Annotated in this window: 20 protein-coding genes; 10 read left to right on the forward strand and 10 right to left on the reverse strand. The window is 71.1% G+C overall.

The features are described 5' to 3' along the window. The first annotated feature begins 93 nt into the window (after positions 1-93). On the forward strand, positions 94-771 hold the full coding sequence (merB, locus tag ACZ6YV_RS19775) for an organomercurial lyase (protein WP_465510962.1): 678 nt from the start codon (positions 94-96) through the stop codon (positions 769-771). Here the strand turns inward: merB and ACZ6YV_RS19780 are convergent. Together ACZ6YV_RS19780 and ACZ6YV_RS19785 are read right to left on the reverse strand one after the other, a co-directional pair. Further along, positions 768-1073: an AzlD domain-containing protein gene (locus ACZ6YV_RS19780; protein ID WP_465510963.1), complete on the reverse strand. Its 306-nt coding sequence runs from the start codon at positions 1071-1073 to the stop codon at positions 768-770. The two genes, merB and ACZ6YV_RS19780, sit on opposite strands and share 4 nt — an antisense overlap. Further along, on the reverse strand, positions 1070-1738 hold the full coding sequence (locus tag ACZ6YV_RS19785; protein ID WP_465510964.1) for an AzlC family ABC transporter permease: 669 nt from the start codon (positions 1736-1738) through the stop codon (positions 1070-1072). The genes ACZ6YV_RS19780 and ACZ6YV_RS19785 overlap by 4 nt, the downstream gene beginning before the upstream one ends. 48 nt (positions 1739-1786) lie before the next feature. Here ACZ6YV_RS19785 and ACZ6YV_RS19790 point away from each other — a divergent pair, with 48 nt between their 5' ends. The 5 genes from ACZ6YV_RS19790 to ACZ6YV_RS19810 all read left to right on the forward strand — a co-directional run bounded on the left by ACZ6YV_RS19790 (position 1787) and on the right by ACZ6YV_RS19810 (position 6678). Then, complete coding sequence (locus ACZ6YV_RS19790) at positions 1787-2335, forward strand: CGNR zinc finger domain-containing protein (protein WP_465510965.1); 549 nt, start codon at positions 1787-1789, stop codon at positions 2333-2335. Between the two features lie 68 nt (positions 2336-2403). Then, positions 2404-3495, forward strand: coding sequence for a polyprenyl synthetase family protein (locus ACZ6YV_RS19795; RefSeq protein ID WP_465510966.1), 1092 nt, complete (start codon positions 2404-2406; stop codon positions 3493-3495). Beyond that, complete coding sequence (gene crtI, locus ACZ6YV_RS19800) at positions 3495-4970, forward strand: phytoene desaturase family protein (protein WP_465510967.1); 1476 nt, start codon at positions 3495-3497, stop codon at positions 4968-4970. Before ACZ6YV_RS19795 ends, crtI begins: the two co-directional genes overlap by 1 nt. Continuing rightward, positions 4967-5896, forward strand: a complete 930-nt coding sequence (locus tag ACZ6YV_RS19805; protein ID WP_465510968.1) for a phytoene/squalene synthase family protein — start codon at positions 4967-4969, stop codon at positions 5894-5896. The genes crtI and ACZ6YV_RS19805 overlap by 4 nt, the downstream gene beginning before the upstream one ends. After that, positions 5893-6678 (forward strand): LLM class F420-dependent oxidoreductase, encoded by a 786-nt coding sequence (locus tag ACZ6YV_RS19810; RefSeq protein ID WP_465510969.1) that lies wholly within the window; start codon positions 5893-5895, stop codon positions 6676-6678. The genes ACZ6YV_RS19805 and ACZ6YV_RS19810 overlap by 4 nt, the downstream gene beginning before the upstream one ends. Before the next feature lie 59 nt (positions 6679-6737). Here ACZ6YV_RS19810 and ACZ6YV_RS19815 read toward each other — a convergent pair whose 3' ends face one another. Further along, positions 6738-7298, reverse strand: a complete 561-nt coding sequence (locus ACZ6YV_RS19815) for a CGNR zinc finger domain-containing protein (RefSeq protein WP_465511032.1) — start codon at positions 7296-7298, stop codon at positions 6738-6740. A 22-nt stretch (positions 7299-7320) separates the two neighbouring features. Here ACZ6YV_RS19815 and ACZ6YV_RS19820 point away from each other — a divergent pair, with 22 nt between their 5' ends. Next, on the forward strand, positions 7321-8499 hold the full coding sequence (locus tag ACZ6YV_RS19820; protein WP_465510970.1) for an MFS transporter: 1179 nt from the start codon (positions 7321-7323) through the stop codon (positions 8497-8499). On the opposite strand, the gene ACZ6YV_RS19825 is transcribed toward ACZ6YV_RS19820, so the two are convergent. Beyond that, entirely contained in the window at positions 8468-8836 is a 369-nt protein-coding gene (locus ACZ6YV_RS19825) for an Rv2175c family DNA-binding protein (protein WP_465510971.1), read from the reverse strand. The two genes, ACZ6YV_RS19820 and ACZ6YV_RS19825, sit on opposite strands and share 32 nt — an antisense overlap. 184 nt (positions 8837-9020) lie before the next feature. On the opposite strand from ACZ6YV_RS19825, the gene ACZ6YV_RS19830 reads away from it, so the two are divergent. After that, positions 9021-11075 carry a PASTA domain-containing protein gene (locus ACZ6YV_RS19830; RefSeq protein ID WP_465510972.1) on the forward strand — a complete coding sequence of 685 codons (2055 nt, stop codon included), beginning with the start codon at positions 9021-9023 and terminating at the stop codon, positions 11073-11075. Positions 11076-11204: 129 nt separating this feature from the next. Beyond that, complete coding sequence (locus ACZ6YV_RS19835; RefSeq protein WP_465510973.1) at positions 11205-11987, forward strand: hypothetical protein; 783 nt, start codon at positions 11205-11207, stop codon at positions 11985-11987. A 271-nt stretch (positions 11988-12258) separates the two neighbouring features. On the opposite strand, the gene ACZ6YV_RS19840 is transcribed toward ACZ6YV_RS19835, so the two are convergent. Further along, a complete protein-coding gene (locus ACZ6YV_RS19840; protein WP_465510974.1) occupies positions 12259-13092 on the reverse strand; it encodes an NAD(P)H-binding protein in 834 nt (277 codons plus the stop codon). Positions 13093-13188: 96 nt separating this feature from the next. On the opposite strand from ACZ6YV_RS19840, the gene ACZ6YV_RS19845 reads away from it, so the two are divergent. Then, complete coding sequence (locus ACZ6YV_RS19845; protein ID WP_465510975.1) at positions 13189-13938, forward strand: TetR/AcrR family transcriptional regulator; 750 nt, start codon at positions 13189-13191, stop codon at positions 13936-13938. A 23-nt stretch (positions 13939-13961) separates the two neighbouring features. On the opposite strand, the gene ACZ6YV_RS19850 is transcribed toward ACZ6YV_RS19845, so the two are convergent. From ACZ6YV_RS19850 to murD, 5 genes are read right to left on the reverse strand one after another with little or no spacing between them, the layout of a single operon-like run. Next, the gene (locus ACZ6YV_RS19850; RefSeq protein ID WP_465510976.1) at positions 13962-14807 is read right to left on the reverse strand and encodes a cell division protein FtsQ/DivIB; all 846 of its coding nucleotides are present in this window, start codon (positions 14805-14807) and stop codon (positions 13962-13964) included. Between the two features lie 26 nt (positions 14808-14833). After that, the gene (gene murC, locus ACZ6YV_RS19855) at positions 14834-16243 is read right to left on the reverse strand and encodes a UDP-N-acetylmuramate--L-alanine ligase (RefSeq protein WP_465510977.1); all 1410 of its coding nucleotides are present in this window, start codon (positions 16241-16243) and stop codon (positions 14834-14836) included. Continuing rightward, on the reverse strand, positions 16236-17363 hold the full coding sequence (gene murG / locus ACZ6YV_RS19860) for an undecaprenyldiphospho-muramoylpentapeptide beta-N-acetylglucosaminyltransferase (protein ID WP_465510978.1): 1128 nt from the start codon (positions 17361-17363) through the stop codon (positions 16236-16238). The genes murC and murG overlap by 8 nt, the downstream gene beginning before the upstream one ends. Then, positions 17360-18847 (reverse strand): putative lipid II flippase FtsW, encoded by a 1488-nt coding sequence (gene ftsW / locus ACZ6YV_RS19865; protein WP_465510979.1) that lies wholly within the window; start codon positions 18845-18847, stop codon positions 17360-17362. Before ftsW ends, murG begins: the two co-directional genes overlap by 4 nt. Continuing rightward, on the reverse strand, positions 18834-20237 hold the full coding sequence (gene murD, locus ACZ6YV_RS19870; protein ID WP_465510980.1) for a UDP-N-acetylmuramoyl-L-alanine--D-glutamate ligase: 1404 nt from the start codon (positions 20235-20237) through the stop codon (positions 18834-18836). The genes ftsW and murD overlap by 14 nt, the downstream gene beginning before the upstream one ends. Between the last annotated feature and the right edge of the window lies 1 nt (position 20238).

Below are 20238 nucleotides of genomic sequence, written 5' to 3' on the forward strand. Positions count from 1 at the left end.
TCAGGCTGTGGACGTGCGACTCCAGCCGGACCCGAGCGGTTGCCGAGCGGCGCTCGGCTGGGGAGACTTCGAAGACGAGCACAGGGAGCTGCCATGAGCGCCGAATACGACACCAGCTGGGACGAGGACGTCCGCGTCGCGGTCTACCGCGCGTTCGCCGAGCACGGGAGGCCGCCGACGGCCCCTGAGCTGGCCGATGCCGCCCACGGATCGCTCGCGGTGGCGAAGCAGGCGCTGCACAGGCTCGCGGAGCAACGACACCTGGTGCTCGACGAATGCGAACACGTCGTGATGGCTCACCCGTTCGCGGCGATCCCGCTGGGGTTCTCCGTCATGGGCGCCGGCACGCTGTGGTGGGGCGGCTGCGCGTGGGACGCGTTCGCGATCCCGCATCTGGTCAAGGCCGAACCCGAGGTGCTGGTGTCCACGCGCTGTCGAGGCTGTGGCGAACCGCAGGCCCTGATGGTCAACGACCAGACCCCGCCAGCGGGTGATCTGGTCGCGCACTTCCTGGTCCCGGCGGCGCGGATGTGGGACGACGTCGTGCACACCTGCGGCAACCAGCGGCTGTTCTGCGGCGAGTCCTGTGTGGACGAATGGCTCACCGAAACGGGACAGGACAAGGGTTACGTCATGGATCTGGCGACGCTGTGGCGGCTCGCGGCCGGCTGGTACGACGGCAGGCTCGACCACGGCTACACCCGCCGGACCCCGGCCGCCGCGGCCGCGTACTTCACGCGAGCCGGGCTGAGCGGCCCGTTCTGGTCCTAGAGCAGGAACCGCAAGGCCGCCGTGACGACGACGCCGCAGAGGATCGCGGCGAGCACCGGCACGCGCAGCACGTAGGTCACCGCGATCGCGGCCAGCCCGGCACAGAGCGTCCAATCGACCCCGGACCAGGCCGGGCCGGTCACCTCGGTGAGCACGAGACCGGCCAGCAGGGCGGGCGCGAGCAGGGCGATCACCCCGGCGAGGCGCGGCGGCATCTCCCGGTCGCCGAGCAGGACCGGGCCCGCCGCCTTGAACCCGATGCTGACCAGCGCCACGAGGACGATCGCGATCCAGAGCGTCATCGCCGCACCCCCAGGCCCAGCAGCGCGGCGGCCGACGCGCCGATCAGCGCGAGCCCGACAGGCACGAACAGCACCAGGACCCCGGCCAGGCAGGCGGCGAGCGCCGCTGTCCGGACCGCTTCGCGCGAGCGGCGCAGCTCGTCGATGAGCAGGACCAGGAAGAAGCCGGGGAAGACGACATCGAGCCCGAAGCGCGCGACGACGTCCGGCGGTGGCGCGGCCACGACACCGAGCACCGTGCCCAGCACCCACGCGGGCAGCTGGACGAGCGTGCAGCCGATGAGTTTCTCGCGGTCGAAGCGTCCTCCGCCGAGATGGGCGGCGACCCACGAACCGTCGACGACGGCCTGGCCCTCCCACGCGCGGCGCAGCCGCCCGCCGCGCAGATCCGCGGCGACGGCGGCGCCCATCGGCAGGAAACGGGCGTTGATCAGGGCCGCGGCGCCGACCGCGACGGCGAGGTTGCCGCCGTCCGCGAGCGCGGTGGCCATCGCGAACTGGGCCGAGCCGGAGAACACGACGAGCGACGCCACGATCGGGGCCGCGATCCCCCAGTTCAGAGTTTGGCTGTAGGCGCCGAAGGTGACGCCGAGGACGAAGGTCGCGACACCCAGCCCGAGCCCGACGCGGGCGCCGGCCAGATAGTGCCGCCGGAGCGTTGTCATACCGGCGACTCTAACAAGCTAAACTCAGTTTGACCATTAGGAGGAATCGTGGACGGCCATTGGCACGGGTACGACAGCATCGGCGGGAGCGTGCCGTTGGACCTGGTCAACACCGTTTCCTGGCGCCGCGATCCGGCCAGGCGGGAAGACCGGCTTTCGGACCCGGTGCGGCTGTCCGAATGGGTCGTCCTGGCCGGTGCGGGTACCGAACGGCTGGAGATCTCCGAGGCCGTCCTGGACACGGTGAAGTCCTTCCGCGAGACGCTCTACCGGGTGCTCGTGTCGGATCCACCGGACGTCGCGGCGCTGCGAAAGCCCCTGATCGCGGCGTACCGGTACGCCGAACTCACGCCCGCTCTCCCGCTGCAGTGGACGGTGCCGCTGAAGGACGACGCCGCGCTGCCGCACTTCCTCGCGCTGGAGGCCGAGTCGTTGCTGCGCTCCGAGGAGCTCGCGCGGGTCCGGGAATGCGAAGGGCCCGGCTGCGGCTGGATGTTCACCGACCACACCCGCAACCGGTCGCGGCGCTGGTGCAGCTCGTCGGACTGCGGAAACCGGGCGCGGGCGAAGCGGCACTACGACAAGGGCCGCGGCTGACGTCTGTTTCACCACATTCGGAGGCACCCGACTGGGTCACGGCGGCCTCCTTCCCGGAAGATGTGCCCATGGACACGTCCGCCTACGACGCCGATCTGCCCGCCCACGTCGAGCGGGCGCTGGCCGGGTTCCTCGAGCGCGCCGGAGCCGAAATCCGCCGCACCGAACCGACCGTGGGCGTCGGGATCGACGCGCTGGCCGGATTCGTGCTGGGCGGCGGCAAACGCCTGCGCCCGACGTTCGCCTGGTGGGGCTGGCGCGGCGCGGGCGGCGATCCGGCGGGGCCGGACGTCGAAGGCGTGCTGCAGGCGGTGGCGAGCCTGGAGCTGATCCAGGCGTGCGCGCTGATCCACGACGACCTCATCGACTCCTCCGATTCGCGCCGCGGTTCGCCGACGGTGCACATCGCGGGCGCGAAGCTGCACGCCGACAGCGGCTGGCTCGGTTCGCCGAGTACGTTCGGGCTCGCGACCGCCGTCCTGGTCGGCGACCTCGCGCTGGCCTGGGCCGACGACATGTTCGGCGAGGCCCCGCTTCCGCCCGCGGCCCTCGCGGCGGCGCGGCCGGCGTGGCGCGCGATGCGCACCGAAGTGCTCGCCGGTCAGTACCTCGACGTCCGCACCCAGGCCACCGGCGACGCCTCCCCCGAGGCCGCGCTGCACATCTGCAAGCTCAAGACGGCCGCATACACCGTCATGCGCCCGCTGCACCTCGGTGCGGCGCTCGGCGGCGCCGACGACGCCCTGATCGCGACGCTGCGCGAGTTCGGCGACGAGGTCGGCGTGGCGTTCCAGCTGCGGGACGACCTGCTCGGCGTGTTCGGCGACCCCTCGGTCACCGGCAAGCCCGCGGGCGACGACCTGCGCGAGGGCAAGCGGACGCTGCTGGTCGCGCTGGGTCTCCAGCGGGCCGCGGAGCAGGGCAAGGACGCCGCGTCGAAGGTCATCTCCGACGCCATCGGCGACGCGCACCTGTCCGAAGACGCCGTCGAGACCGTGCGCGAGGCGCTGCAGGACGTCGGCGCCGTCGACGCGGTGGAACGCCGCATCGACGAACTCACCGAGTCCGCGATGGCGGCGCTGGACCGTGCTCACCTGGCCGAGCCCGCCCCCGCCGCGCTGACCGGGCTGGTCGTCAAGGCGACCCAGCGGACGTACTGATGCGCACCGTCACCGGTCCGAGTGATCACGTGGTGGTGATCGGTGGCGGGCTCGCCGGGCTTTCGGCGACGCTGCACCTGCTCGGCGCCGGACGCCGGGTGACCCTGCTGGAGCAGGACAAGACGCCCGGAGGCCGGGCGGGGCAGGCGGATTTCGGCGGTAACACCGTCGACACCGGGGCCAGTGTCCTGACCATGCCGGAACTGCTCGACGAGGCTTTCTCGGCGGTCGGGGAATCCCTTGCCGACAACCTGACGCTGACACGGCTGGACCCCGCCTATCGCGCGAGGTTCGCCGACGGCAGCACGATCGCCGTGCACACCGAGGCGGCGGCGATGGAGGCCGAGATCCGCGCGGCCGCCGGGCCCGCCGAAGCCGAGGGCTACCGCCGTCTGCGCCGCTGGCTGACCGAGCTGTACGCGGTGCAGAAGGACCACTTCATCGGCGCGAACTTCGACTCCCCGCTCGATCTCGTACGCCCGGAACTGGCGAAACTGGCCGCGCTGGGCGGTTTCGGCAGGCTCGGCCCGAAGATCGACGGGTTCCTGCGCGACGACAGGGTGCGCCGCCTGTTCTCCTTCCAGGCGCTCTACGCCGGACTCGACCCGGCCCGCGCGATCGGCGCGTACGGCGTCATCTCCTACATGGACACCGTCGGCGGGGTCTACTACCCGTCGGGCGGGATGGGCGAAATCGCGCGGGCGATGGCGAACGCGGCCGAGCGCGCCGGTGCCGAAGTGCGCTTCGGCACCGAAGCCGCTTGGCTGGAAAGGGTTTCCTCGCGGGTGCGCGCGGTGCGGACCCGCTCGGGCGAGCGGATCCCTTGCGACACCGTGGTTCTCGCGACCGAACTCGGCACCGCGTACCGGCTGCTCGGCGCGCGCCCCCGGCGTCCGCTGCCGCTGCGGTACTCGCCGTCGGCCGTCGTGCTGCACGGGCACGCGCCGAAATCGTGGCCGGAACTGGGTCACCACACCATCTTCTTCGGTCACGCCTGGGAAAAAACGTTCTCGGAGATCATCCGCGAGGGCAGGCTGATGAGCGATCCGTCGCTGCTGGTGACCCGGCCGACCGCGACCGAACCGGGCCTCGCCCCCGGCGGCGACCAGGTGATCTCGGTGCTGGCCCCGGCGCCGAACCTGCGCCGCGGCAAGATCGACTGGGGCCGGGTCGGACCCGCCTATCGCACGGAACTCCTGCGCACACTGGAAAAACGCGGCCTCACCGGCTTCGCGGACGGCTTCACCGTCGACGAGTCGATCACCCCGGCGGGCTGGGCGGAGCGCGGGCTCACCGCGGGCACCCCCTTCTCGCTCGCGCACACCTTCGCCCAGACCGGCCCGTTCCGGCCGGGGAACCTGGTGCGGGCGGCGGACAACGTCGTCCTGGCGGGCTGCGGGACGACACCGGGCGTCGGCATCCCGCCGGTGGTGATCTCCGGCAGGCTCGCGGCGGGAAGAGTCACCGGCCGATGAACGAACTCGACGCCGCGGGCATCACCGAGCCGGCGTTGCGGGCCGCGTACATCGAATGCCGCCGCATCAACGCGCACTACGGCCGCACCTTCTTCCTCGCGACCCGGCTGCTGCCGCCGCGGACGCGGCCGTTCGCGCACGCGCTGTACGGCTTCGCGCGGATGGCGGACGAAGTGGTCGACAACCCCTTGCCCGGCACCGATCCCGCCGTCGCGCTGGATGAGGTCGCCGTCATGGTCGGGCAGGTCTTCGACGGGGACACCCCCGCCGATCCGGTACTGGCCGCGCTCGCCGACACCGTGCGGCGCCACGACCTGGACCGCGAGCTGTTCGACGCTTTCCTGCGGTCCATGACGATGGACCTCAAGGTCACCGAATACGCGACCTACGCCGATCTCCAGGAGTACATCCACGGTTCGGCCGAGGTGATCGGGCTGCAGATGCTGCCGGTTTTCGGCACCGTCGTCCCGGTCGCCGACGCCATGCCCGGTGCGGCCGCACTGGGCGAAGCGTTCCAGCTGACCAACTTCCTGCGCGACGTCGGCGAAGACCTCGACAGGGGAAGGCTGTACCTGCCCACCGGGGAGCTGGCCGCGTTCGGCGTCGACCGCGAACTGCTCGAATGGTCCCGCGCGCGCGGACTGCCCGACCGGCGGGTGCGGCGCGCGCTCGCCGTCGCGGTGGCACGCAACCGGGCGGTGTATCGCCGCGCCGAAGCGGGAATCCCGTTGCTGCGCGCGGAATCCCGCGACTGCGTGCGGACCGCGCTCGGGCTCTACGAAGGCATTCTCGACGAAATCGCGGCCTTCGGTTACGACGTGCTGAACACCCGCGCCGTCGTCCCCCGCCGGCGTCGGCTGGCGGTCGCCCTTCCGAGGCTGTTGGCGAGCACGTGGAGCAACTCCAGGCTTAGGGTGCGATCATGACGACTGCTGCGAACAGGAAGATCCGGATCGGCGTCCAGCTGCAGCCTCAGCACGCCGAGTACAAGGCCATCCGCCAGGCGGCCGCGGAAGCCGAAGACCTCGGTGTGGACATCGTCTTCAACTGGGACCACTTCTACCCGCTCTTCGGCGAGCCGGACGGGCTGCACTACGAGTGCTGGACCATGCTGGGCGCCTGGGCGGAGTCCACGTCGCGGGTCGAGATCGGCGCACTGGTGACGTGCAACAGCTACCGCAATCCCGAACTGCTGGCCGACATGGCCCGCACCGTCGACCACATCTCCGACGGGCGGCTGATCCTCGGCATCGGCTCCGGCTGGTTCGAGAAGGACTATGACGAGTACGGGTACGAGTTCGGCACCGCCGGCGGGCGGCTCGACAACCTCGCCGAGGCGCTCCCGCGGATCGAGGAGAGGTTCGGCAAGCTGAACCCGGCGCCGACCCGCAAGATCCCGGTGCTGATCGGTGGCGGCGGCGAGAAGAAGACGCTGCGCCTGGTCGCGAAGCACGCCGACATCTGGCACGGCTTCGGCGACCCGGAGGTCGTGGAGCGCAAGGTCAAGATCCTCGACCAGCACTGCGCCGACGTCGGCCGGGACCCGAAGGAGATCGAGCGTTCGGTCGCCGTCGAGGGCGACCCCGAGGAGCTGGGCCCGAAGCTGCTGGAGCTGGGTGTCTCGCTGTTCACCGTGGCGACCGGCGGACCGGACTACAACCTCGACAAGCTGCGGGCCTGGATCGCTTGGCGCGACAAGCAGGGCTGAGTCTCTTTCACGTGTTATGAGTGCGGCTTTCATCGCAATTTTTGCGATGAAAGCCGCACTCATAACATTCGGGACCCGCCACGACGATGAGCCGCGACCCGCTCCCGGGTAGCGCACCGCGTCGAGCAGTACCGACGCGGACTCCCCCCACCCAGGTGCGCGAAGGGCTTCCCGCAGCCCGAAGCGGCGCAAAGCCCACCTGGCGGCGCTTGACGGTCCGAAAGCAGCACCGCCAGCGCCAGCGCGGACGACGTCACCAGCCACGCCCCCCACGAGCCGTCGTCGTCGGCGTCCACGTGCAGATGCCAGCCGAACCCGTCGGCGTGGTCGGTCAGCCGTGGCGGATGCGCATAGCGAGCCAAAAGCCGGTTGAGCACCCCGGCCGCCTCCGAAGCATCCTGCGCCGCGAACACCTCACGCAGCTCCGAAGCCGCCTCGCGCAACGACGCCACGTCCGAAGGCTTCAACTCGACAGCGGTCTCGCCGTGCGCCTCCAGCACGGTACGGACCGAAGAGACCGAGGGCTCCAGAACGAGCAGGACCTCCAGCAGATCCACCGCGCGCTGAGCCGCCGCCCGCGCCGAACCACCGGGCACGAAATCCTGCTGCGCCGAAGTCATGCCCCACTGTAACGTCTTTCTCATGAGAAGCCGTTACGGACTCGCCGTCTACCTCACCGGCGCGACGATCGCCCGGACCGGGGACGAGCTGTCCGGGCCGGCGCTGCTCCTGCTGGGGCTCAGTGTCGACGGCTCGGCCGCCACCGGGTCCGCGCTGCTCGCGGGGCTGACGATCTCGGCCGCGGCGGGCGGGCCGTTGCTCGGCGCGCTGCTCGACCGCAGTCCCCTGCCGGGACGGCTGCTGGCGTGGGCGTTGCTCGCCTACGCGGGCGGGCTCGGCGCTGTGCTCGCGCTCGTCGAGGTCCCCGCGGCGATCGCGGTGGCCGTCGCGGCCGGGCTGCTCAACCCGGCCTTGGCGGGCGGCTGGACGGCACAACTGCCCCATGTCCGCGGCGCGACACCGCTGCCGAAGGCGAGCGCGCTCGACGCCATGACGTTCACCGCCGCGAGCCTCGCCGGGCCGGGACTCGCCGGGCTCGTGGCCGCGTATGCCGGGGCTCCGGCCGCGGTGGCCGTCGCGATCACGCTGGTCGTGGCGGCCTTCCCCGCGGCCTGGTCGCTGCCCGCCGTCGAAGCGAAGCCCGCGAAACCGCTCCGCCGACGGCTCGCCGACGGGTTCTCGGTCCTTTTCCGCAACCGCTCGCTGCTGCGGGCCACCGCGACGTCCACGGTGTCCTTCGTCGGGATCGGGATCGCCGTGGTCTGTTATCCGCTGCTCGGCGCCCAACGGCTGGGAAACCCGGGGCTCGGCGCGCTCCTGCTCACCGTGCTGGCCGCCGCGTCACTGGTCGCGAACGCCGTGCTGGCCCGCAAGCCGCCCCCGCCGGACCGCACCGTGCTCGCCACCACCGTCCTGCTGGGCGCGAGCTTCCTGCTGGCGGCGGTGGGCCACGACGTGGTGACCCTGCTGGCCGCCGCCGTACTCGCCGGTTTCGCCGAAGGACCACAACTTTCGGCTCTTTTCGCCATCCGGCATCGCGAAGCGCCCGCGGACGTGCGGGCTCAGGTTTTCACGACGGCGGCGAGCGTGAAGATCACCGGACTCGCGGCGGGTGCGGCAGCGGCGGGGCCGTTGAGCGCACTCTCCGTAACCGCCGCCCTGGGCGCCGCGGCGGGCTTTCAGCTGCTCGCGGCTGCGACGTATGTACTGGTCAGAACGTCCAGGCGGCCTAGAACGCCATCGCCTGCGCGCGCCGTTTGACCTCGGTGCCGTGGCTGGTGCGGAGCGCGTTGACCGGGGTGGCCCCCGGCAGGGTCTCGTCCTCGGCGAAGAGCCAGCGCAGCATCTCCGTGCGGCTGAAACCGGAGTCCGCGAGCACGGTGATGGTGCCGGCCAGGCCCTTGACCACGCCGTCCTTCACCAGGAACCCGGCCGGGACGTACAGCTCGCCCTTGCGCCGGACGGCGATCAGATGCCCGTCGCGCAGCATCTGGCGGACCTTGTTGGCCGAAACGTTCAGCGCGGTCGCGACCTCCGGAATCGGAAGAACGGCCACATCGGCTTCGAGAACGTCGTCGGCGACGGGAATACCACTCACAGGTGACACTGTGCCACATTCCGCCTTCCGCTCCGTTAGTGCGCACGGGTGACGGCTTCACCATGACGGAGAGTGCTCGAATTGTCACGCATACCACCGATTCGACGAATCGCCGGAAATCGTGATCCCCGGCGAGCCAGGTCCCGTACACCAGAACATGGGCACTTCCGTACGATCCATAGCCGTGACACGCACGGACCCCACACCGGTGGGCACTCTGCTCGAGGGCCGCTACCGGGTGGACAAGCTGCTCGCACGCGGCGGGATGTCGTCGGTGTACCGCGGCGTCGACACCCGCCTGGACCGCCAGGTCGCCATCAAGATCATGGACCCACGGTTCGCCGACGACAGGTCGTTCGTCGAGCGCTTCGAGCGGGAGGCCCGCTCGGCGGCCCGGCTGCACCACCCGCACGTGGTGGCGGTGCACGACCAGGGCTTCGACACCCCCGACGGCGAGGAGTCCGGCCGCGCGTTCCTGGTCATGGAACTCGTCGACGGCGGGACCCTGCGCGAACTGCTGTCCGAACGCGGCCCGCTGGACATCGCGCTCGCGCTGAGCATCACCGAACCGGTGCTCTCCGCGCTCGCCGCGGCGCACGCCGCCGGGCTGGTGCACCGCGACGTCAAACCGGAGAACGTGCTCATCGGCCGGGGCGGCACGGCGCTTTCGGGCGGCGTGGTCAAGGTGGGCGACTTCGGCCTGGTCCGCGCGATCGCGAGCGCGGGCACCACGAGTTCGAGCGTCATCCTCGGCACCGTCGCCTACGTCTCCCCCGAACAGGTCGCCAAGGGCTCGACCACCTCGAGCGGCGACGTCTACTCGGCCGGGATCCTGCTGTACGAAATGCTCACCGGCCGCGCGCCCTACACCGGCGACACCGCGATCTCGGTGGCGTACCGGCATGTCAACGACAACGTCCCGCGCCCGAGCGAACTGCGTCCGGGGATCCCGCCAGCGCTGGACGAGCTGATCCTGCGCGCCACGCGCCGCGATCCCGAACAGCGCCCGGCCGACGCCGCGGTGTTCCTCGCCGAGCTGAACCACCTGCGGACCGTCCTCGGCATCCCGGCGGTCGGCGTCCCCGTGCCGCTGCCCGCGGACGCCGACCGCGAGACCGACGCCGAGCGCACCACCCCCGGCATCCCGGCCGTCCCGGCGGTGAACCCGGCCCAGGCGACGACTGTGCTGACCCCGGTCGCCGAGGCGACCATGCCGGTCTCCGGGCCGCGCGGAACGCAGGCGCTGCACCGGGAGCCGCAGTTCTCCGGCGCCCAGCCGCCCCGGACGCCTCCCCCACGGCCCACGCCGGCCGCGGACGAGGAGAAGCCGGGATCGCGCAAGCGTCTCTACCTGATGATCGCGGCCGCCGTGGTGATCCTCGGCGGTCTGATCGGCGCGTTCGCCTTCATCCTCAACGACTCCGGCCCGACCTCGTCGTCGGTGCCGAAGCTCGCCGGGATGAACCAGGCCGCCGCCGGTGACGCGCTCAGGTCGGCGAAGCTGACCCCGGCCTACACCGAGGAGTACAGCGACACCGCCGCGCAGCACACGGTGATCCGGTCCGACCCGGCGGCGGGCGCGGCGGTCGCGCCGGGTGCCACGGTCAACGTGGTGCTGTCCAAGGGCCGTCCGGTCGTGCCGGACATCCAGGCCGGGACGAGCCAGCAGGACGCGGAGACGGCGATCAAGGCCGCGCAGCTGACCCCGGCCCAGGGCGAGCAGGAGTACAGCGACGTCGCCAAGGGCAAGGTGATCCGCGTCGACCCGAGCCCCGGTTCGCAGCTGAACATCGGCGGGCAGGTCGCGCTGATCCTGTCGAAGGGTCCCGAACCGCTGCCGCCGGTCCCGGACGTCACGGGCCAGAGCAAGGACGCCGCCTTCCAGATCCTGCAGCAGGCCGGTTTCCAGCCGTTCCAGGCGGGCGAGGAGTTCTCCGACCAGTTCGCCGCCGGCCAGGTGATCCGCACCGACCCGAAGGGCGGCGGCAAGGCGAGCAACCGCCGGATCGGGGTGTTCGTTTCGAACGCCGTCGAAGTACCGAACGTGACCTTCAAGCGGATGGAAGAGGCCATCCAGATCCTGCGCCAAGCGGGTCTGGATGCCGACCGTGAGGGTCGCGGAAACGGGAACGGCCACGGCGGCGGAAACGGTGGTTTCGACTTCGTCCTGCAGCAGGATCCGCAGCCGGGCACCAAGGTGCCGAAGGGCTCGAAAGTGCGGCTCAAGGGCTTCGGGTGACGCGAAAGGTGCGTTGAAACCGTTCAGTACCGGCGTGGTCATCGGATACCGTGACCGCATGGTGGTCGTCGACGGCGTGAGCGGCAGGTCGGACAAGTTCGCTCCACGTGCTGCCACGACCGGTCCGCGATGAGCTTCTTCACCGACGGTCCGCGCAGCCGTCCCCTGTTCCCCGTGCCGGAGCAGGAGCTGTTCGGCTACAACGGCCGCCCCTGGGTGGAACCGCCGCACGAGTACATCGTCCCGGCGATCCTGCCGTGGTCGATGCCGCTGGGCCGCGCCGAGCGGACCATCGTGGCGCTGCGCGGCATCGAGGTGTGGCCGGAGTCGGTGGCCTTCCAGCTGTCGGTGTACTCGCGGGATCTCCTGCTGGACGAACCCGGCGAAGGCCTCATCGACCACCGGCGGGTCCCGGACTACAACGCGCTGCTGGTCGGCGTGCTCTTCCCCGACGGCAGGCGGGCCAGTTCGGAGACCATCTCCGTGCCGTCCGCCACCAAACCGGACCAGCCGGTGCTGCGCGCGCAGGGTTCGGGCGGCTCGGCGTTCCACGTCGACCACGAGATCTTCCTGTGGCCGCTGCCGCCAGACGGGCCGCTGGAGTTCGTCGTCCAGTGGCTCGACCGCGACATCGAGGAGACGCACACCTCGCTCGACGGCACCGCGCTCCGCGACGCCGCCAAGGAGGCGAGCGAGATCTGGCCCGGCCTGCGCGCCAGGGAGGCGCACGGGCTGCCGGTCCGCCGGGTCGGGGCGCAGGCGATGATCACCCCCGCCTGGCCCCGCGAGTCGCAGGCCCCGCCTCCGCTGCCCCAGCCGAAACGACAGCCCCAACCACCCGCTCCGGCTACGGCGGACCAGCCGCGGAAGGGCGCGCCGCTGCCTACGCGCCTTCCCCGCCGGGCGCGCTGACGCCGGTCGCGCCGAGGGCGTCTTCGGTACCTGCCGGATTCTGGCCGCAGTTGATCGCGGGTCCGGTCCGTGAAGGCCTCCTTGCCTACCCTGAAGGTAGAGAAAGAGGCCTTCACTACCTCCAAGATCGCCACATGCGCCCCACACGCACCAGCAGTCACAGCGGCCGCGCGTGAAGGACCCCTTCACTGCGCCTAGCGCAATGAAGGGGTCCTTCACGTACTTCAGGCGACTACGGGACCGAACCAGGCCGGTGCCTAACCGGACCGACTCAGCGGAACGAGTCGACGTTCGCCGCGGCCCATTCCGCATAGGTGACACCCGGCCGTCCGGTGAGCTCCTGGACGACACCCGTCGGCTTGTCTGGGTTCTCCGTGAAGTACGCGAAGCCGTCGAGCAGCCACTCCGCGATCTCCACCGGGATACCGGCGCCGGCCCACTGCCGGTTCGCCTCCTCCCGGGTGAGCTCCTGGAAGGTCACCTCTTCGCCGAGCGCGGCCGAAATGGCGGCGACCTGTTCGCGCTGGCTGATGGCCGTCGGCCCGCTCAGCGTGTGCTTCTTGCCGACGTGCCCCTCGGTCAGGATGACGTGCGCCGCGACGGCGGCGATGTCCCCGAGGTCGATCGGCGTCATGCGTGCTTCGGCGTAAGCCTCGCGGACCACCCGCTCGGCCTTGATCATCTCGGCCCAGCCGAGGGTGTTGTTCATGAACGCGCCCGGCCGCAGGAACGTCCAGTCGAAGTCCGCCGCCAGGATCGCCTTCTCGATGATCGCGTAAGCCACCCCGCTCGAGTTCTCCACCGGGTCGTCGGCGTTGCTGCCCGACAGCGCCACCACGCGGCGCACTCCGGCCTCCTTCGCGAGCTTCACGAAGTCGTCCACCGTGTCCGCCAGCGGCGCCAGGTACACGGTCTCGATGCCTTCGAGGGCTTCCGGCAGGGTCTCCGGCTTGCCGAGGTAGCCCTTGGCGACCTCCACCTGCTCGGGCAGCGCCGCCTTCGCCGGGTTGACGGTCAGCGCCCGCACCGGCGCTCCGGCCTTCACCAGCTCGTCGACCAGCAGCCTGCCGACGCTTCCGGTCGCACCGGTCACCAGGATCGTCACGATTCCCCACTCCTTTTCGTACGTCCTACGGGAATAGTTTAACCGTACCCGATACGAGAATGTAGAATCCAGCTTCACGGCCGAGTGGGAGTGTGGATGGACTTCGAGCGCAGTCTCGATCTGTTGTGGCGTGACCGCGGCGAGGCCCGGCAACCGACCAGGGGGCGGAAGCCGAAACTGACCCTCGACCAGGTGATCGCCACCGGCGTCGCGCTCGCCGACGGCGCGGGCGAGGCGACCGTGTCGATGAGCCGGATCGCCGAGGAGCTCGGCGTCGGCACGATGACGCTGTACACCTACGTGCCGGGCAAGACGGAACTGCTCGACCTCATGGTGGACTCGGTGCTCGCCGAACGGGACCTCCCCGGCCCCGGCGATCCCCGGCCGGACGGCTGGCGCGAGCAGGTGCGGCTCTACGCCGAGCGCACCCTGGCCGTCTTCCGGGCGCATCCCTGGCTGCGCTCGACGTCGATGGTGCGGCCGGTGCTCGGTCCCGGGCTGATGGCGGGCCAGGAGTACCTGATCGCGGCGGTGTCGGACATCGGGCTGGTGCCGCGCAAGGCGGCCGCGGCCGCGAACAGCATCGAGATCTACGTCCAGGCGAACGCGACGCTGTTCGCCGAGACCGCGCAGGTCGAACAGGAGACCGGGCAGTCGACGGACGCCTGGTGGGGACAGCGGTCGGTGTTCTGGGAGAAGTACTTCGACGTGGAGCGGCATCCGGCGATGACGCGGATGTGGGAAAGCGGCGGCTACGAGGCCGAGACCTGCGAAGCCGCCGACGAGACCTTCACCTTCGGCCTGGAGCGCATGCTGGACGGCATCGAAGCCCTCGTCTCCCTCTGAGCACGTTCAGAGGACGAAACGCGTCAGGAGACGGTGGGCAGATCGGGAGCGGAGACGTCGAAGACCTTGCCCTCGCGGGTGAGCAGCGCGGCCAGGACCTTCGCCTTGCGTTCGGTGTCGGCCGAGGTCCCCCACCGCACGGTCTTCCCGTCGGCCAGCGCGAACTCGACGCTGCCGGGCGTCTTCGCCGTCGCGGTGGTGACCTGCTTGAGCAGCTGCTGCGGGATCACGCCGAGGACGCCGGTCACCGCGCGGGTCACCGGGTCGTCGGCCGACACCGAGGGCAGCTTGAGCTCGGGCAGCCCGGCGGGCCGCTCCTTGACCGTCTTGAACACCACTCCCGCGCCGTCGACGAGGTGCATGCCGTCGCCGCCGGGCCCGCTGTCGAAGAACGCGATCGCGGCGCGTTCGGTCACGGTGATCTCGAGGGTGTCCGGCCACGACCGCGAGACGTCGACGGTGGCGATGCCGGGCATCTGCGCCACCCGGTCACGGATCTCGTCGGTGTCCAGGCGCAGCATCGGCTTCTGGTCCGGCACCGCCGCCGTGCCGCGGATCTGCTCCGCGGGCACGGAGTTCGCCCCGATGACGTCGACCTGCTGCACGCCCAGCATCGAGCTGAACCACAGCAGGTAGACGAGGGCGGCCGCGGTCAGCACCGAAAGCAGCGCGACCCAGCGCCGCCGCATCTCCTTGTGCCGCGACGGCCGGTTGGTGCGGCGGCGGTCGTACACGGACCGCCTGCCGCGCCGCTCCTTCAGCCGTTGAGTCCGTTCGGCCCGCGGAGTCCGCTTGACCCGTTCGGAACGTTCAGAGCGCGGACGCCGACCGGGTTCGGCCGGGCGGCGGCGTTCCCCGGTCTGTGTCATGGCTGCCCGCCGGCCGATGTCATGCGCTAGCCCGCCCGCCGGTCCAGCTCGGCCAGGATCTCCGGGCCGAGCTGCGTGACGTCACCGGCGCCCATGGTCACCAGCAGGTCGCCGGGTTTGACCAGATCCGCCGCGAGCTTCGCCGCGACGTCGAAAGCGGGCTGGTAGTGCACAGGGACACCGGAGATCTGGTCGGCGATGAGCGCGCCGCTCACCCCGGGCTCCGGCTTCTCGCGGGCCCCGAAGACGTCCAGCACGACGACCTCGTCGGCCAGCGCCAGCGCGGCCGCGAACTCCGTCGAGAACGTCTTCGTGCGCGAGTACAGGTGCGGCTGGAAGACCACGATGACCCGGCCCGTGCCGGCGGCCGTCCGCACCGCGCGCAGCTGCGCGTCGACCTCGGTCGGGTGGTGCGCGTAGTCGTCGTACACCCGGACGTCGCCCGAGCGGCCCTTGAACTCGAACCGCCGCCGGACACCGCCGAACGCGGCGAGCCCTTCGGCCAGTCCTTCGACCGGCGCGCCGAGCTCGATCCCGGCCAGCAGCGCGGCGACCGCGTTCAGCGCCATGTGCTCGCCCGGCACCGCGACCCGGAGGACGATTTCCTCGCCCTGCAAGGAAATCCGGACCACACCGCCGTCCGGGGCAGGCACGAAGTCCAGGATCTTGGCGTCGTCCGGTCCGGTGACCGAACGCCCGTAGCGGCGGACGCGGATGCCCTGCGCCGAGGCCCGCGCACCCAGCGCGTCGGCCCCCTCGTCGTCACCGCAGACGATGAGCAGCCCGCCCGGCTCGATCCGGCCGAGGAAGTCGGTGAACACCGAGACGTACGCCTCGGCCGTGCCGTGGTGGTCCAGGTGGTCCGGCTCGACGTTGGTCACCACGGCGACCGACGGCGAGTAGGCCAGGAACGACCCGTCGCTCTCGTCGGCTTCGGCGACGAAGACGCCACCCTCGCCGTGGTGCGCGTTCGCGCCCGACTCGTTGAGGTCGCCGCCGATGGCGAACGACGGGTCGAGACGGCACTGCTGCAGCGCGACGGTCAGCATCGACGTCGTCGACGTCTTGCCGTGCGTCCCGGCGATGCAAGCGACGCGGTGGCCTTCCATCAGCCCGGCCAGCGCCTGCGCGCGGTGCAGCACGGTGATCCCGCGTTCCCGTGCGGCCACCAGTTCCGGGTTGTCGTCCTTGATGGCGGTCGACACGATCACCGAGGACGGGCCCTCCGGGAACGCGTCGAGGTTCTCGGCGCTCTGGCCGACGGCGATCTCGGCGCCCTGGGCACGCAGCGAAAGGAACGCGCGCGACTCCTTGGCGTCGGAACCGGAGACCTGGGCCCCGCGGGCCAGCAGGATGCGGGCGATGCCGCTCATCCCGGCACCGCCGATCCCGATCAGGTGGGCACGCGTGAGCGTGTCGGGAAGGTTGTCAGGCACCGGCGGCCTCCAGCACGATCTTGGCAAGGGTCTCGTCGGCTTCTCGGTGGCCGAGACCGACGGCGGCCGCGCTCATCTTCGCGATCCGGTCGGCGTCGGACACCAGCGGGATCACCAGTTCCGCGACCTTGGCAGGAGTGAGGTCGGCGTCGGCGACCATCAGCCCGGCACCCGCGTCGACCGCGGGCCGGGCGTTGACAGCCTGTTCGCCGTTGCCGTACGGCAGCGGGACGAACACCGCGGGCAGGCCGACGGCGGAGACCTCCGCGACGGTCATCGCGCCGGACCGGCACAGCACCGCGTCGGCGGCGGCGTAGGCCAGGTCCATACGCTCCAGGTACGGCACCGGGACGTACGCGGGCCGTCCGGGGAACTCCTGGACGACCAGCGTGTTCTTCGGCCCGTGGGCGTGCAGGACACCGACGCCGGCGTCCGCGAACTCCTTGGCCGCGCCGGAGACGGCGCCGTTGATCGACACCGCTCCTTGCGAGCCGCCGAAGACCAGCAGCGTCGGGGCGTCCGGGTCGAGCCCGAAGAACTCGCGGGCCTCGGCGCGCAGCGCGGCCCTGTCGAGCGAAGTGATGGAACGGCGCAGCGGGATACCGACGACCTCGGCCTTCGCCAGCGGCGTCCCCGGGACGGCGACGGCGACGCGGACAGCGAACCGCGCGCCGACCTTGTTCGCCAGGCCCGGCTTCTCGTTGGCCTCGTGCACCACGATCGGCGTACGCCCGCGCGCGGCGAGGTACGCCGGAAGCGCGACGTAACCGCCGAAGCCGACGACGACGTCCGCGCCGACCCGCTCCAGGATCTCGCGGGTGCGCTTGACCGCGTCGCGGACCTTCAGCGGCATCTTCAGCAGTTCCGGTGTCGGCTTGCGCGGCATCGGGACCGGGGGGATCAGCTCGAGCGGGTAGCCGCGCGCCGGGACGAGCTTGTTCTCCAGCCCGCGCTGGGTTCCCAGCGCGATCACCTTCGCGTCGGGACGCAGGCGCATCACCGCGTCGGCGAGGGCGAGAGCCGGTTCGATGTGCCCTGCGGTACCGCCGCCGGCGACCACGACCACCGGCGCCTTGCCTTCGACCTCGGCTGCGGCGCCGCCTCTGACGGGGTTGTTCACCTATGACCTCTCCGGTTTGCGGTACCCCGTTTCGCGGTACCGCGGTTCACCGCGGTTCGCGCGGCCGTCCTCCTGCCGGGTTCCCGCACCGAACGGCGCCGTTCCTGGGCGGTCGAAGGCCTCGCCGTCCTCGGCGCGGGCCTCGCCGCCTTGGCGGCACCGCCCCTGGCCGCGGCACCCTTGCGCTTGGCGGGCGGGCGGTACGGCTCGGGGGCGGGGAGCCTCAGCAGGCGTCCGAATTTACCTGGCCCCTGTGAGCGCAGTGCGGCCACCGCCTCCGGTTCGTGCCGGGCGGCGTTCGCGAGGATCCCCATGATGAGCATGGTGATCACCAGCGACGTCCCGCCGTAGGAGATCAGCGGCAGCGTGACCCCGGTGACCGGCAGCAGGCCGACGACGTAACCGATGTTGATACCCGCCTGCGCGACCAGGAAGACGGTCAGCGTGCCGGACACGATGCGGATCCACGGGTCGAGGTTCCGGGTGGCGATCCGCAGGCCCACGACGGCGACCCCGGCGAACAGCCCCAGCACCACGACGCAACCGATGAAGCCGAGTTCCTCGCCGATCAGGGCGAAGATGAAGTCGTTCTGCACGTTGGGCAGGTAGCCCCAGTTGGACTGGCCCTGGCCGAGGCCCTTGCCGAACAGGCCGCCGTCGGCGAGCGCGAGTTTCGCCTGGTTGGCCTGGAAGCCGTCCGCGCTGGTGTCCGGGTCGCCGGAGACGAACGACAAGACCCGCGCGAGCCGGTACGGCTCGATGATGGCCAGCACCAGGACCCCGGCGAGACCACCCGCGAGGATGACGCCGAACAGCCGTTTCGGCGCGCCCGCGAACCACAGCAGGGCCATCAGCACCACCGCGAGGGTGACCGTGCCGCCGAGGTCGGGCTGCATCATGACCAGCGCGAACATCAGCAGCGCGATCGGCACGACGGGGACGAGCAGGTGGCGCCACTGGTTGATGATGTTGTACTTGATCACCAGGATGTGCGCGCCCCAGAAGGCCAGCGCGACCTTGGCCGCTTCGACCGGCTGGAAGGCGAACCCGCCGAGCCGGAACCAGCCCCGTGAGCCGTTGAACTCGGATCCGAGCGGGGTCAGCACCAGGAAGAGCAGCCCGAGGCAGACCACGGTCGCCGTCGCCGACAGTCGCCGGACGCGTTCCAGCGGGACCCGCAGCCCGACCCAGAACACCACCGCGCCGATCGCGACGAACATGATGTGCTTGCTGAACTGGGCGTACACCCCGGTACCGGTCTTGGGGTTGTACGAAGCGACCGACGAGGCCGACAGCACCATCACGACGCCGATCACGGTCAGCACGCCGGTGAGCGCCAGCACCAGGTGGAACGAGGCGAGCGGCCGCGAAAGCCACGCCGTCAGCGCGGTGCGGAAAGCGACGAACGGGCTTTCCTTGTGCTCCCGCCGTTTACGAGGCGGCCTCGGAGAAGGCTCGCTCTTCCTGTCCTCAACCGCCGTCACTGGTCTCCCCCGCACCGTCGCGCAGGACACGGACCGCAGCGGCGAACGCGTCGCCGCGCTCGCCGTAGGAGCGGTACATGTCCAACGACGCCGCGGCGGGGGCCAGCAGCACCACATCTCCAGGGCGCGCCAGGGCGCGGGCCGCCTTCACCGCCGCAGTCATGGTGTCATCGTCACCCGAAGGGAGGCTGTTGACCGGGACATCCGGCGCGTGTCGCGCAACAGCGGCGGCGATCACGGGTGAATCCACACCGAACAGGACGACTCCGCGCAGCCTCGCGGCGATCGAGCCGACGAGTTCGTCCACGGAAGCGCCCTTGAGCTGGCCACCGGCGATCCAGACGACGTTCAGATGCGCGCGCAGCGAACCGCTCGCCGCGTGCGGGTTGGTCGCCTTGGAGTCGTTGATGTACCGGACGCCGTCGATCTCGCCGATCTCCTCGGCGCGGTGCGGGGCGGGCCGGTACTCGCGCAGGCCCTTGGCGACGTCCTCGCCGGTGACGCCGTACGCGCGGGCCAGCGCGGCCGCGGCCAGCGCGTTGGCGACGTTGTGCGGACCGGCGGGACGGACGTCGGCCAGTGTGCCGAGTTCGTCGGCGCTGTTCGCCGGGTCGGCGACGAAGGCGCGGTCGACCAGCAGGTCTTCCACGATCCCGAGTTCACCGGGGCGCGGGGTGTCCATGCCGAACGCGACGCGGCGAGCGTCGGCGGGCGCGTGCTGGTCCGCGAGCCGGATGGACCACTCTTCGCCGACGTTGTGCACCACGTTCCGGGAGTGGGTGTGGACCCGTCCCTTCGCGGCCGCGTACTCCTCCATCGAGCCGTGCCAGTCGAGGTGATCCTCGGCCAGGTTCAGCACCACCGAGGCGAGCGGGGCCAGCGTCGACGACCAGTGCAGCTGGAAGCTCGACAGCTCCACGGCGAGCACCTCGTGCCCGGCCCGCACCGCGTCGAGTACCGCGAAACCGACGTTCCCGCAGGCCACGGCGTCGACCCCGGCGGAACGCAGGATCGACTCCAGCATCCCGACGGTGGTGGTCTTGCCGTTGGTGCCGGTGATCGCGAGCCAGACCGGCGGCCTGTCGCGCAGCTGCCCGACGCGCCATGCCAGCTCGACGTCGCCGATCACCTCGATGCCCGCGTCGGCCGCCGCCACCAGCAGCGGCGACGTCGGCTTCCAGCCGGGGCTGGTCACGACCAGCTCGACACCTTCGGGCGGCTCCGACAGGCCCGGCACGAGTTCCGCGCCGAGCCCTTCGAGTTCCGCCAGCCGTTCGGCGTCGCCGTCGGTGACGGTGATCCGCGCACCCAGGTCGGCCAGGACGGGGACGATGGATTTACCGGTGACCCCGGCTCCGGCGACTAGGACGTGACGCCCGGCTAGCTCCACT

This window comes from Amycolatopsis sp. NPDC102522, assembly GCF_055584485.1.